The sequence below is a fragment of the Clostridium sp. CTA-7 genome, from assembly GCF_054768095.1.
Genome location: NZ_BAAAAV010000004.1, coordinates 31,312 through 45,803 on the forward strand (window position 1 = coordinate 31,312; position 14,492 = coordinate 45,803).

Genomic DNA, 14,492 nt, shown 5'->3' on the forward strand with positions numbered 1-14,492 from the left:
AAGTTATAAGAGCTTTTTTACTTCCCATTTTTGAAAATATATTTCAATTTTTAAAAAATATGTTGAAATATTAAATCTTATAGGTTACAATAGGAATAACATGTAAACATTTCCATGTTATATATTTACATTTTATTTATTAGGAGGGGTATTGATGAATAAGAAAAAGACTTTAGCTTTGCTTTTACTTGCTAGCATAACTAGTCAAACACTAATTTCAACTAAGGCATTCGCTTTAGAAAATGAATCACCACTATTTAACTTTAAGGAGTACAATTTCCAAACTGGAGAAATTACTTATGATGAGACTAAACCTGTTTCTCTTTATAAGGATGGACCTCAAGTCACTATTCCAAATGAATTTGTAAATCCAAAAGAGCAATTTAGAACAGCTTGGCTTTCAACTGTAGTTAATATTGATGTTAATCCAATTAATCTTGATGCAAACCTTTCTGCTGAAGAAGAGTTTAAAAATCAATTTACATCTTATTTAGATAAGTTTGAAGAGTTAAACTTTAATGCAGTTACATTCCAAGTAAGTCCAATGCTTGATGCTTGGTATCCATCAGATATTGCACCTTGGTCTCAATATCTTCATAAAGGTGGAAGTAGCTACACATATCAGGGTAAAGATCCTGGATTTAATGGATTTGATCCTTTAGAATGGATGGTTTCAGAAACTCATAAAAGAGGTATGGAATTCCATGCTTGGTTTAACCCATATAGAGTTACTAATAATACTCTTGATACAAGACCTGCTACTGAAAAGTTAAATGAGCTTGCAGAAAACAACTTTGCAAGATTGCATTCAGATTTAGTTTATGAATTCCAAAATAAACTATTTTTAGATCCTGGTAAACCTGAAGTTATTGATTATGTTGTTGCTAGAGTTAATGAAGTTGCAACTAAGTATGACGTAGATGCTATTCACTTTGATGATTACTTTTATCCATATAAGTACACTGAAAATAAAAAAGACATATATTTCTATGAACAAGACATCGATAAACAAACCTTTATAGATAATAATAGAGGCTTTGGAGAATATAATGTTGAAAATGCTGCTAAATGGAGAGAAGATAATATAAGTCTTCTTATAGAAGCTATTAAAAATGAAATAGATACAATAAATACAGCTAATGATAGGTCAATACAATTTGGCGTTTCTCCATTTGGTATTTGGGGACATGCTGAGGTTTATCCAGATGGATCTAATACTCCAACTGGTTCAACTTCAAGTCTTAGAGACCAATTTGCTAATACTAGAAAATGGGTTCAAGATGGATTAGTAGATTATTTAACACCGCAAATATACTGGGCATTTAATACTCCTGCTGCTCCATATGGTGAACTATTAAAGTGGTGGGATGCTCAATTTGAAGGAGTTAACAATTCTCATCTTTATATTGGACATCCAAACTATAAATATATAGATGCTTCTTGGGATGCTAACTTTAAAAATCCATATGAAATAGCTAATCAATTAAGATTTAATCAAAAATTTAAAAATGTTAAAGGTAGTGGTTTCTTCTCTTATAATAAGCTATTACCTCAAACTGTTGGTGGAGCTGGAGATAAATATGATGTATTAAATCATGCAAATGCTATTTTAAAGAAGGATTACTTTAATTTGCCATCTAATGTACCAGGTAAGCCTTGGTTAGATAAAGTAGCAACTGTACCTGTGTCAGCTGCTAAGTATGAAATAAATGAAAATCAAATTAAAATTAGTTGGAATGATACTAATACTGATAGCAAATTCTACTGCGTATATAGACAAGAAGGTAATTTAGATTCAGTTGATATAACTAATCCAGCTAATTTAATTAGCCGTTTTGGAGTTGAAGCCGGAAAAGAATTTGTTGATAAAAATATAGATGCTAACAAGACATATACTTATGCTGTTACTGTAATAGATAATGCTTCAGTAGAAAACGAATCTAAAGTATTTAATAAAGAAATTTTAGATAAAGAAGCTGCTGCACTTCCTGTTATTGAAGCAATTAATAAGATTCCTTCATTAGATAAATTGACATTAGAAGATGAAGCTATTGTTGTTTCAGCTAGGACTTTAGTTAAAGCTTTAAATAATGACTCTTATGTTACTAACCTAGATATTTTAGTTGCTGCTGAAAATAGAATAGCAGAGCTTAAAGCTGGGAAGGTTAAGGAAGATGAACAAAAAGCTAAAGAAAATACTGCTATTGATGCAATAGACAAGCTTCCTGCTTTAGAAAATATAACTTTAAAGAATGAAGAAGCTATAAAGGCTGCTAGAGAATTAGTTACTATTGCAAACAATGACTCAGCTATAACTAATTTAGACAAACTTGTAAAAGCTGAAGCAAAAATTAAAGAATTAAAAGAAAATAAAAATGAAAATAATGAAAATGAACAAGGTAAACTTCCTACTACTGGTGGAAGAAATTCATCACTTTTATTGAGCTTTGCTTCAATTCTAACTATAGCTGGAGCTGCTTTATTTAAGAAAAAATAGCCTATAAATAAAATATTTAAAATAAAAAGCACCCTAGTAAGAATTAAGTAATATACTATTCTTACTAGGGTAACTTTATTTTAGTTTTATATTTAATGGTTACTCTATTCTATCTAAACATGGTGAATTTACCTAAAGGAAATACTATTTCTACTTTTGTTCCTTCATTTTTTTTAGAATCTAATTTAAGTCCCAATCCTAATTTATCACAAAGGCTTTTACATAAATATAATCCTATTCCTGTTGACTTACCAAAAAGCCTTCCATTTTCCCCTGTAAATCCCTTTTCAAATACTCTATCTACGTCTCTTTCATTAATTCCTACTCCATTATCTTCTATAATTAATGAATTGCTATTTTCATTTGATTTTGAATATACTTTTACTTTTCCATTTCCCTTTTCACTATACTTAATAGCATTTCCAATTAGTTGATTAATAATAAAGCTTACCCATTTTATATCACTAAATATCATTAAGTCTATTTCACTGAGCTCTAATTTTATTCTTTTATTTATAAAATCTCTAGAATTATTTCTTATTGAAATTTTAACTGCCTCTGATAAATTAAACTCTTTAATTATATAATCTTTACTAACATCTTCACTCTTAGAATAATATAATACTTGTTCTATAAAGCCTTCTATTTTCTTTATTTCATAAGATACTTTTGAAGCAATTTCGCTCTCATTATTTTCTAATATTAACTTTGTTGAAGCAATTGGGGTTTTAATTTCATGAACCCATGTTTCTATATATTCTCTATACTCTATTTGTTTATTTTTAAAGTATTTAACATTTTCATTCATATTTTTATTTGTTTCTTTTAATACATCATAAACTATTTTGCCTTCTAAAAAATTTGGCTCTTCAATCACTTCTGGTAAAAGATATTTTTTATCTAGCTTTTCTGATATAGAAATCATATCATTATAAAATTTATTCTGTTTAAAATATTCAACTAAAATATTAGCTATTAAGGGTAATATCCATGTTGAGAAAATCAATACAGTCAACCATATATTTCTATTTGCAACTATTAAAGTTATTGCTACAAGTATAAATAAAAAAATATTTATTATTATTATAGCTTTTCTTTCCTTTATATACTCTAATATACTCATGGCATTATGTACCCTAATCCTCTTCTTGTTTCTATAATATTATCTAGTCCTATTTCTTCTATCTTCTTTCTTAATCTAGTTACATTTACTGATAATGTATTATCATCTAAAAATAAATCAGATTGCCAAAGAGCATCCATTAAAGCATCTCTAGAAACTATTTTCCCCCTATTTTTTATTAGATGAGCTAAAATTTTAAGCTCATTTTTAGTAAGCTCTACGGTTTTAGTTTCATATGTAATGCTTCCATTTGCCAAATTTAACTTTAAATCTCCATAAGATATAACTTCTTCATTACTATTTTTTCCATAACTTCTTTTTAGTAAAGCAGAAACCCTAGCAACTAATATTTCTGTATTATATGGTTTTGTTATAAAGTCATCTGCTCCCAAATTCATACTCATAAGCTCATCAACTTGACTATCTCTACTTGTAACTATAATTATAGGCACATCTGACTTCTTTCTTACTTCTCTACAAATATAGTAACCATCATAAAGTGGAAGGTTTATATCTAATAATATTAAATTTGCATTACTATTATTTATATGCTCTATAATATTTTCAAAGGAATCGGGTGCTTCTACTTCATATCCATACCTTTCTAAATACGTCTTTAATTCTTCTCTTATAGATTCTGAATCTTCAACTATAACGATTTTATACATTTTTCACCTCTACATAAATCAAATTTATCATTAAAATATAATTTGCAATTATAAATTTTATATCAAAATTAATTATATTTATTATTATATACTAAAATTTATAATTTAGCATCTAAATAAAGTAGCAGCCCCATTAGACTGCTACTTTATTATTTAACTATATTTTTATATCCTGTATATGTTGCGTAGAAATATCCCGCATAAACTCCTACTAATGTAAATAATGTAATAAATGATGATGCACCTATACTTGGTTGATTAAATAGTTCAATAAAGTCATTTATAACACTAATTCCAACTATTGAATGAACTATTGCTAAAACTAATGGAACCATAAAGTATATAAGAGTTTGTTTAAATATAGTTTTATTTATCATCTTTTTAGAAGCACCTATTCTTTTTAATGATTTATATCTATCTTTGCTATCAGCTGCTTCTGATAATTGTTGTAATGATAACACTGCAGCACTAGAAATTAAGAATACTATTCCTAAATATATTGTAATAAATACTACTATAGTTGTCATTCCTTTACTTGAATCATATATTTGATCTCTTGTGTATCCTATAACAAAACCTGTCTCAGCATCTGAATATTCTCCATCCATAAAGTTTTTAAATATCTTTGCGTATTTTTCTTCATATTTTTCTGGATAATTAACATTAAATCTTGATGTTGAAAGTTTTAATTCTCCACTAAAGTTATCCGGTACTATAACTGTAAATATATTAGTAGAAATTTGATCTGTGTAAAGTGATTCTGTTATTATGTCAGGACTAGCTATTTTATACTCTTTACTACTTAGCTTAATTGTCTTATCACTTTTAACTAACTCATTTATTTCTTTAATTTTATTTGCAAATGATGAAGATATTAAAACTTCATCTTCCTTTAAACTTTTTTCTTCTTTTCCTTTTAAATTCATTACTTTATTATAATCTGATATTTTTATTGCATTAATATAATTGTCGCCAAATCCACTCATTGGTTTTGAACCTTTGCTATACTTTCCTAGAACATCTTCTAATTTATCATTTAAGTAGTATTCATTATATTCTACATATTTTTCTTCATCTGTAAATGTTATATTTAATTCATCAAAAACTTCTTTTATACTTTTCACTTTTGATTCTTCATCTACATACATTGCTCCTGATGCTGAGAATGGTGTTGAGTCTTCTAAACCACTTTCTAAAGCATTTTTAAAACTAAGCCCTGTTGAAAGAGTTGTTATTGTTAAAAATAGCATTAATGAAATTACTGTCATAGATACAAAGTTAGTATTTATTTTGCTGCTTATTTGTCTTAAAACAAATATATTAAGTTCTTTAAAGTAAGTTTTTTTGCTTCTTTGTACTAAAGATATACTAAATCCACCTAAGCTTATAAAAAATAATAAAGTTCCTACTATTCCTAATATTAAAGACATAACAAACTTAATATCCTCTGGTCTTAATCCTGCTTTTATTACTAAATAATATGCAGCTGATAATATTAAAATTGAAACTATAAAAATTATAATATTTACAATCGGATTTTTAAGTTTTACATTTTCACTTTTTCTTGAAGCTGTTAGCATATCAATTAATTTATATTTTGAAACTACAATAGTATTAAATATCATAACTAATAAAAATATTATTCCAAAGTAAATTGTACTTTTAATAATTGCTTCAAATGATATAACAAACTTATATTCTCCCATAGCTACCTCAAATAATTTAGCTGTAAACACTGATAGTCCTTGAGAAAATACAATACCTACTATTAGCCCTGCCACTAAAGATGCAGCACCTATTATTAAAGTTTCACCAAGTAATATCTTAGAAATTTTATTTTTTCCCATTCCTAATGTCATATAAATTCCCAGCTCTTTTTTACGCTTTTTAATTAAAAAGTTATTTGCGTATATTATTAAGCTTCCAAGAATAAATGATACAAATATTGATACCACTCCTAAGGCTTTACTCAACCCTGCTATTGTTTCTGATTGACTGCTATTCATTTCAAATAATACTTTTTGAGATTCTATAGAATTAAAACTATAAAATATACAAACTGCAAATGTTAATGTTAAGAAATATATTGCGTAATCTTTTAAACTCTTTTTTACGTTGTTAAATGCTATCTTAGAATACATCGCCTGCATCACCTCCTAAAAGAGTAACTACTTCTATAATTCTATTGAAGAATTCTTTTCTAGAATTCCCTCCCCTTACAAGTTCGTTAAATATCTTTCCATCTTTGATAAATAAGATTCTATGTGCATAACTTGCTGTAAAGGCATCATGAGTAACCATTAATATTGTCGCTTCTAATTCTTTATTAAGAGTTTCAAAAGAATCTAAAAGTAATCTTGATGATTTAGAATCTAAAGCTCCTGTAGGTTCATCTGCTAATATTAATGATGGGTTAGTAACAATTGCTCTTGCCGACGCTACTCTCTGCTTTTGTCCTCCTGACATTTGGTAAGGATATTTACTTAATACTTGTGTAATACCAAGGTTATCTGCAACACCCTTAATAAGTCCATCAATTTTATTGTGACTTCTACCTTGAATAGTCAATGCTAATGCTATATTTTCATAAGCAGTTAGCGTATCTAAAAGATTAAAATCTTGGAATATAAAGCCTAATTCATCTCTTCTAAATTTTTCAAGTTCTTTTGATTTTAATTTTGTAATATCTTTATCATTTATTATTATATTTCCTGTTGTTACAGTATCTATTGTTGAAATACAATTAAGTAACGTTGTTTTCCCACTACCTGATGGTCCCATTATTCCAACGAACTCACCTTTTTCAACTTTAAAGCTAATATTGTCTATAGCCTTAGTTACATTTTCTTTATTACCATAATATTTTTCGATTTTTTCTACACTTAAAATGTTTTTCATATTTCTCCTCCAATAATGTACTATATGTTTTATTTAATATTTATTATTTCTGTTTACAAATATAGTTTAACCTACGATTAAGTAATTACATATTTATCTAACTTTCATTAACCTTTCATTTTTGTAAGATAAGTATAATTAAGTAAAAAAAACAAACCTTCTTAATTAAAGGTTTGCCGTATATTTATTATAATAACTTTTTAAACTTCTTTACTTTTATTAGAGCTACTTATCTTATTTTGACTATATAATTTTATTTTATTAATAAGTTTTTTAACAATAATCTTAAATACATCAATATAATTTTTATTTATTTTCTTTTTAGTTTCATATACTAAAAGTACTATTCCAACAGTTAATGGTATAATATAATAACTTACCCTATATAAAACTAAAGCTAGTAATGCTTCTTCTTTATTTATTCCTAATGCTCCTACCCCTAAAATAAATGAAAGATCAAAACCTCCAAGCCCTCCAGGCATCATGCTTACAATCCCTATAGCTGAGGACACTACATATATTGGAAATATTCTTGATATTGTTAACTTAGTTCCTAGCAATTTAAGAATACTATATAATAATAAAGCCATTGCTGTCCATTCTAAAATTGAAATTATCATTATTTTAATAGTCTTTATAGCATTTTCACGTTTATCTTTATTTACATATCTATATAAATTATATATTAGAAGAATTGGTGCGTAAAGCCCTGCTAAAAATATACCTAATTTCACTAATTCCATTTTTTTTAAATCATCTATGTTTAATACTGAATAAATAAAGCAAAGTAGTGAGAATCCAGTAAAATTTAATAATACTACCTTTGAAACCTCTTTTACCAAAGCTGCTTTATCTTTAATATAAGGTGAATAAAAATAGCTTTTAAGAGCTATTGCAGCTGCACCTCCAAAGCCTATTATACTTGAAATTGAACTTGCAATCCAAGAAGACTTATAAAGACTTTTATTGTCTAATGATATATTGCATGTGTCTTTAATTATAAAATCATATAACGATAATGGTAAATATGATAGTATTCCCAAAATTATAATAATACTTAAGCTTATAAATGAAAGCTTGTCTCTATAAGAGTAAAATGTATTTATATCAAAATCTGAAAATAATCTTTTAAACTGAATAAGTATAATCATTGATATACCAAGCATAAAAATTACTTTCATCCATACTTTTACTTTGTCTTCAACCTTAACTAACATATAAATTCTCCCTGCTAAATTAATTTATATAATAAAAAATATTTACCCAACCTTTATCAGTATATATTAATAACAATATAAATTCAAAAGTTTTTATATCATTTATATATAAATTAAGGAAAATTATTTTATTTACTACTATTTAAATAATTAATATGTTTATTTCTAGTCTATTAATTATAAATTAAATTTCTCTTCATCATATCCTGCAAATAATACTAATGCTACAACAGTTAATACATCTTTAATTTTTTTCATAAAAATCATCTCCTTGCTTAACTTTATATATTTATTATATTGTTTATCTATACTTTATAGTATTTATGTATATTACTTTAAACTTTCATTTATGTAATGTAACACTAAAAATTTTTATAAAAAATCACCTTCCTAAGTGAATGATAAAATAGTTTTTATCTAAATTACTTAAAAAGGTGATTTTAATTACAAAATTTAATTTTATTTTATAAACTACAAACTCTAACTTGCTTTAACTTTTCTATGACATAAATATATTATCTGAATCATAGTAAATGGTAATGAGCTTTTTTTTCTATATGCCAAATATTTTGGTACCCATTGTTTTGTATATTTTTCTTTAAAGCTTCTTAATCCTGTAAAGGAATAAAACGATTGTCCATGAATGCATATTTGAGCTGCAATCTTCTCACTTATAAAGGAGTATTTTGATGTCCCTACATTAGCTAATGGAGCCATTCCAATATCAAAATTCTTATAATCATTCTCTTTACCATAAGCTATAAGATTTATCATAAGGAAATCCATTGTACCAATTATTGCATCATTTGAATACCTCATTAAATCTATAGAAAAACTTCTTTCCGAATCATACATAGGCATTAAATTAGCAAAACACTTAATTTTTCCATTTTCATCTTTAACTACTGCCATTTTATCTAATGATAAATATTCTTCATTAAAAAAGCCAATTGAAAAACCCTTTTCGTATCTCTCTCCAAGCCATTCATTAGAAACTTCTCTTAACTCAGCTATAAAATCCTTGTTAAAGGGTGGCTCTATAATCTCAAAGGTATATCCAGCTCTTTCTATTTTATTATAAGTTGCTCTTAACCCTCTTGTCTTTTTCCCTGATACAGAAAAATTGGATAAGTCTACAATACCTTCTTGTCCTAGCTTCATAAATTCATAACCATATTCATGAAGCATAGGTATCATTTCTTTATCTACCTGATAAAATATAGGAGTGTATCCGTATCTATCTGCTAAATCATAAAATTCTTCTATTGCACTTAATATACTATTTCTATCTCCTATTGGATTTCCTAAAACAACTAATTTATCTGATTGTTTTTGATATTGAATAAGAACTGTATTGTCTTCATTAATGAATACATATTTATCTTTTAAATATATTAAATGTGTTAATGGATTACCTTTATAATTACTTAAAATATTTTTTATTTTATCTTTATTATCTTCAAAGGTTTCAAATGGATATCTATTTCTTTTATTAATTAAATAAATTACCCCTATGAATATTATTGAAATTATAAATCCTATTATGCTACTAATAAATAAGTAATTATAACTATTTTCTACCATTTCTTTAGTGTAAGCACTAAATTTATGCAACCTATTAGAAAATCTAGGAAAATACATTATTAGATATACTAATAAAAATCCAAATAATGCAATTGAATCCTTAAGTAGTTTTTCCCATGAAAATACAAAACTTTTCCTATAAAAGTTATGTCTACTTAAAAACAAGAAAATTATCACAAAGGTCAAAAATCCAGTTTGCCAATAACGATATACTCCAATTATTGAGCCTGTCCAAGCAATTGATACTAAAACCATAACAATTTTAAAAGTTTGCTTTGATTTATATAAAAGCATAGTTGAAATTGCAATAAGTAAAAATCCCATAACTATTTCCATAGTAATAGATAAATTATTTATTGGTTCTCTCATTACATACATCCTTCTAAAAGTAGACTTCATATGCGGCATTACTCTAAATAATAAAATCATTACTCCAGTTAAAAATATTAAAATTGATGATACTGTATATGAAAGATTAGTTAAAATTGAAGTAAATATATTATTATATTTTTTATCTATTCCCTTTTTCATTTCATTTATAAATAAGATTAATCCTATAAATAAAGGTACCATATAATAGCTTACTCTATACAAAACTAGAGCTAATAATGCTTCTTCCTTTGGAACACCTAAAGCCCCTACTCCTAAAATAAATGATAAATCAAATGTTCCAAGACCTCCTGGAACCATGCTTATTATTCCTATTGCACATGCAACTACATATATAGGGAATATTTGAGATAATCTTAATTCAGTTCCTAATAAAGTTAATATTCCAAATATTAAAATTACTGATGTTATCCACTCTAGTATAGATGTGCACATTATTTTAATTGTTTTAATTGCATCTTTACGTTTCTCTATATTTCTATATCTAAATAAATTATAAATTAAAAGACTTGGCGTATAAAATGAAGCTATTATTATTGCTAATTGAACTAATTGAAAATCTCTTAATTTTGAAATATTAAAAATAGAATAAACAAAACATACCATAGAAAATCCAGTAAAATTTAATGCTACAACTTTAGATACTTCTTTCACTAATTTGCTTTTATCCTTTATGTATGGTGAATAAAAGTAACTCTTCAAAGCTATTGCTGAGGTGCCTCCAAAACCTACAATACTTGAAATAGAACTTGCAATCCAAGAAAATCTATAAAGACTCTTATTATCTAAATCTATTTCACAAGTATCTTTTATGATTAAATCGTATAATGATAAAGGAAAATAAGATACAATTCCTAATATCCCAATAATCACCAAACTAAATATAGATAGCTTATCCTTATAAAAGTAAAATACACTGGCATTAAAGTCTAAAAATAGTTTCTTAAACTCCATAAATATTATTGTAAAAATAGCTAATATAAAAGCTACTTTTATTAACATTTTTAGTTTCTTCTCGAGTTTTAATTTCATATAAATTCTCCCTACAAACTTATTTTATACTTTTAAAATAATTAAATTAATAATGATACGCTTATAAGTATATATTAATCAACTAACTAATTTCAAAAGAAAACTTAATATTTATGTTTATTTTAAGGTTATCTTAAGATTATTTTAATATATCATTATTTCTTTTAATCTTTTATTTATATTTAATAATTCTCTCTATTATAGATTGAATTTTTCTTCATTATATCCTGCAAATAATACTAATGCTACTACTGATAAAACATCCTTAACTTTTTTCAAAATAATCATCTCCTCATTTACTTTATCTTATGTTTCTATTATAGTATCTCTTAATAATTTATGATATTTATTTACCTTACTTAATCCTTTCATTTTTGTAATATAAATATTTTTTATTTTAAAAGTATATAAAATAAAAAACAGCATTAATAATCTAATGCTGTTTTTATATAATTATATTTAAACTTTTTTTAATTTTTTATAAAAAGTATTTTGTAATGGTAATTTAGTTCTAAATTCTCCATCTAGCTTAAAGTAAGCTCCTTGCATAGCTGGTGCTGCTGGAACAACAACAATTTCTCCAACGCCCTTTGCTCCATAAGCTAAACTAGCTTTATTTTTTTCAACTAATATAGTTTCAATTTCTGGAATCCCTGTTGATCTAAATAATCCTAGTGTACCAAACTTAGCTAAAGGAACTCCATCTTTTAATGGATAGTCTTCTGTTAATGCATAACCAAGTCCCATAACTACTCCACCTTCTATTTGTCCTTCTACTGCTACAGGATTAACAGCTCTTCCAATATCATGAGCAGCTATAACTTTAATTACTTTTCCATTATCATCTAAAACTACTACTTGAGTTGCATATCCATAAGCAACATGGCTTACAGGATTAGGCTTTGTACTTCCCATTGGATCTGTATCTGAAACATATTCTCCATAAAACTCTTGACCTTCAAGATCTTCTAGTGATTTACTTTTTAATGCCTCTTTTAACTTTAAAGATGCTACTCTTGTTGCTTCTCCTGTAAATACAGTTTGCCTTGAAGCTGTTGTAGTTCCTGAATTTGGAGTTGTAAAGGTATCTGGATTATCTACTGAAACATTTTCTGGATTTATTCCTGTAGTCTCACATAAAATTTGTGTTGCTATAGTTCCGAGCCCTTGTCCTATACAAGCTGCAGAAGTTCTAATAACTGCTTTACTATCTTTAATCACTATTCTACATCTACCTGTATCTGGAATACCAACTCCTAACCCTGCATTTTTAAAAGCACAAGCTATTCCAACATGCTCATTATTTTCGTAAGCATCCTTCACTGCTTCTAAAGTTTCTACTAAAGCAGTTCCTTCATCAGCAATTTGTCCGTTTGGTAATACTTGTCCTGGTCTAATTGCATTTCTATATCTAAACTCCCATGGAGAAAGTCCTACCATGTCTGCAAGCTTATTTATATTACATTCATTTGCAAAAGCTGATTGAGTAACCCCAAACCCTCTAAATGCTCCTGCTGGTGGATTATTAGTATATACTGCTATACCTTCAATTTCTATATTTTGATAATTATAAGGTCCAGCTGCATGAGTACATGCTCTTTGTAGTACAGGTCCACCTAATGATGCATAAGCACCTGTATCTGATATTATTCTTCCTTTCATTCCTGTTAGAATTCCATTTTCATCACAAGCTGTAGTAAATTCCATTTCCATAGCATGTCTCTTTGGATGAATAATTAAGCTTTCCTTTCTACTTAAAGCAACTTTAACTGGTTTCTTTGTGAAGTAAGTCAAAAGTGCTGCATGATGCTGAACACTCATATCCTCTTTGCCTCCAAATCCTCCACCCACAAGCATACTTTTAATTCTTAGCATGCTTGGGTCTAGATTTAAAAGCTTTCCTATTTCACGAAGCTCATCATAAACTCCTTGACCACCTGTATAAACTGTTAAAACTTCATCTTCATAATTTGCAACTGCACATTCTGGTTCTAAAAATGCATGCTCTGTTGGAGGAGTACTATACCTTTCAGTTACAACATACTTAGAGTTTTTTATAGCCTCATCTGCATCTCCTCTTTTTAAATATTGCCTACTTAATATATTCCCACTTGAATGAACTTTTGGAGCATCATCTTTCATACCTATTTCAGGACTTGTTACAGGTGGAAGTTCTTCATAGTCTACTTCTATAAGAGTTAATGCTTCTTTTAATATCTTTTTATTCTTAGCTGCTACTAAGGCAACTGCATCTCCTAAGTATCTAGTTTCTTCTCCAATATCTATCATTGCTGGCCAATCTTGAACTAAATGTCCAATAAATCTATCTCCAGGAATATCCTTTGCTGTTATTACTGCATAAACGCCTTCTAAAGCTTTTGCTTTTGATGTATCTATATTTTTAACTAGAGCTCTTGGATATTTTGCTCTTAAAGCTGAACCATAAAGCATTCCATCAAAATGTAAATCATCTGCGTATTTACCTATTCCTAATGTTTTAATCTCGGCATCAATTCTAGGTAAATTTTCTCCAACTAATCCTTTACAATAAACCTTAGGTACCTTTTCATTATTTCTTAAAAGCTCTGCAACTAAATTAATTGCTTTTATGATTTTTACATATCCTGTACATCTACATATATTACCTTTAAGTGCATTTTTTATTTCATCTTCAGTAGGATTTAAATTTTTATCAAGTAATCCCTTTGCACTTATAACCATTCCTGGAATGCAGAATCCACATTGGACTGCTCCACATTTACCAAAAGCATAAGCAAAAGCATCTCTTTCTTTTTCACTAATTCCTTCAACTGTAATTACTTCTTTATTTTCAAGTCTACTTAATTTTTGAATACATGCTCTTTGTGCTACCCCATCTACTAGGACCATACAAGCACCACAAGCACCCTCTGCACAACCATTTTTTACAGATGTTAATTGTGCTATATCTCTTAAATAATCAAGTAAACTCATATCTTCATCTACTGATAAACTTTTACCATTGAGCCTAAAATTATACATTTAACTTGCTCCTTTCAATTATCAAACTAATAATTTTAGTGTTTTATAAATAAGGAATCTTT

Annotated in this window: 8 protein-coding genes; 1 reads left to right on the forward strand and 7 read right to left on the reverse strand. The window is 27.2% G+C overall.

Going from position 1 to position 14,492, the window contains the following annotated elements; genetic code table 11:
• Positions 1-154 precede the first annotated feature (154 nt).
• A complete protein-coding gene (locus tag ACYUEX_RS08960; protein ID WP_460287726.1) occupies positions 155-2,497 on the forward strand; it encodes a family 10 glycosylhydrolase in 2,343 nt (780 codons plus the stop codon).
• Between the two features lie 109 nt (positions 2,498-2,606).
• Here the strand turns inward: ACYUEX_RS08960 and ACYUEX_RS08965 are convergent, their stop codons facing one another.
• The 7 genes from ACYUEX_RS08965 to xdh form a co-directional block, all read right to left on the reverse strand.
• On the reverse strand, positions 2,607-3,620 hold the full coding sequence (locus ACYUEX_RS08965; protein ID WP_460287727.1) for a sensor histidine kinase: 1,014 nt from the start codon (positions 3,618-3,620) through the stop codon (positions 2,607-2,609).
• Entirely contained in the window at positions 3,617-4,288 is a 672-nt protein-coding gene (locus ACYUEX_RS08970; RefSeq protein ID WP_460287728.1) for a response regulator transcription factor, read from the reverse strand. Before ACYUEX_RS08970 ends, ACYUEX_RS08965 begins: the two co-directional genes overlap by 4 nt.
• A 149-nt stretch (positions 4,289-4,437) precedes the next feature.
• Positions 4,438-6,429 (reverse strand): ABC transporter permease, encoded by a 1,992-nt coding sequence (locus tag ACYUEX_RS08975; RefSeq protein ID WP_460287730.1) that lies wholly within the window; start codon positions 6,427-6,429, stop codon positions 4,438-4,440.
• Positions 6,419-7,186 (reverse strand): ABC transporter ATP-binding protein, encoded by a 768-nt coding sequence (locus ACYUEX_RS08980; protein WP_460287731.1) that lies wholly within the window; start codon positions 7,184-7,186, stop codon positions 6,419-6,421. Before ACYUEX_RS08980 ends, ACYUEX_RS08975 begins: the two co-directional genes overlap by 11 nt.
• Before the next feature lie 200 nt (positions 7,187-7,386).
• Complete coding sequence (locus tag ACYUEX_RS08985) at positions 7,387-8,403, reverse strand: lysylphosphatidylglycerol synthase domain-containing protein (protein WP_411170587.1); 1,017 nt, start codon at positions 8,401-8,403, stop codon at positions 7,387-7,389.
• Between the two features lie 480 nt (positions 8,404-8,883).
• Positions 8,884-11,409, reverse strand: coding sequence for a bifunctional lysylphosphatidylglycerol flippase/synthetase MprF (gene mprF, locus ACYUEX_RS08990; protein ID WP_460287732.1), 2,526 nt, complete (start codon positions 11,407-11,409; stop codon positions 8,884-8,886).
• Positions 11,410-11,868: 459 nt separating this feature from the next.
• On the reverse strand, positions 11,869-14,430 hold the full coding sequence (xdh, locus tag ACYUEX_RS08995) for a selenium-dependent xanthine dehydrogenase (protein WP_460287733.1): 2,562 nt from the start codon (positions 14,428-14,430) through the stop codon (positions 11,869-11,871).
• Positions 14,431-14,492 lie beyond the last annotated feature (62 nt).

Excerpts from the sequence above, each read along its gene's own strand:
- mprF (WP_460287732.1), bottom strand. The coding sequence starts at position 11,409 with ATGAAATTAAAACTCGAGAAGAAACTAAAAATGTTAATAAAAGTAGCT.
- ACYUEX_RS08970 (WP_460287728.1), bottom strand. The coding sequence starts at position 4,288 with ATGTATAAAATCGTTATAGTTGAAGATTCAGAATCTATAAGAGAAGAA.
- ACYUEX_RS08960 (WP_460287726.1), top strand. The coding sequence starts at position 155 with ATGAATAAGAAAAAGACTTTAGCTTTGCTTTTACTTGCTAGCATAACT.
- ACYUEX_RS08965 (WP_460287727.1), bottom strand. The coding sequence starts at position 3,620 with ATGAGTATATTAGAGTATATAAAGGAAAGAAAAGCTATAATAATAATA.
- ACYUEX_RS08980 (WP_460287731.1), bottom strand. The coding sequence starts at position 7,186 with ATGAAAAACATTTTAAGTGTAGAAAAAATCGAAAAATATTATGGTAAT.
- ACYUEX_RS08975 (WP_460287730.1), bottom strand. The coding sequence starts at position 6,429 with ATGTATTCTAAGATAGCATTTAACAACGTAAAAAAGAGTTTAAAAGAT.
- ACYUEX_RS08985 (WP_411170587.1), bottom strand. The coding sequence starts at position 8,403 with ATGTTAGTTAAGGTTGAAGACAAAGTAAAAGTATGGATGAAAGTAATT.
- xdh (WP_460287733.1), bottom strand. The coding sequence starts at position 14,430 with ATGTATAATTTTAGGCTCAATGGTAAAAGTTTATCAGTAGATGAAGAT.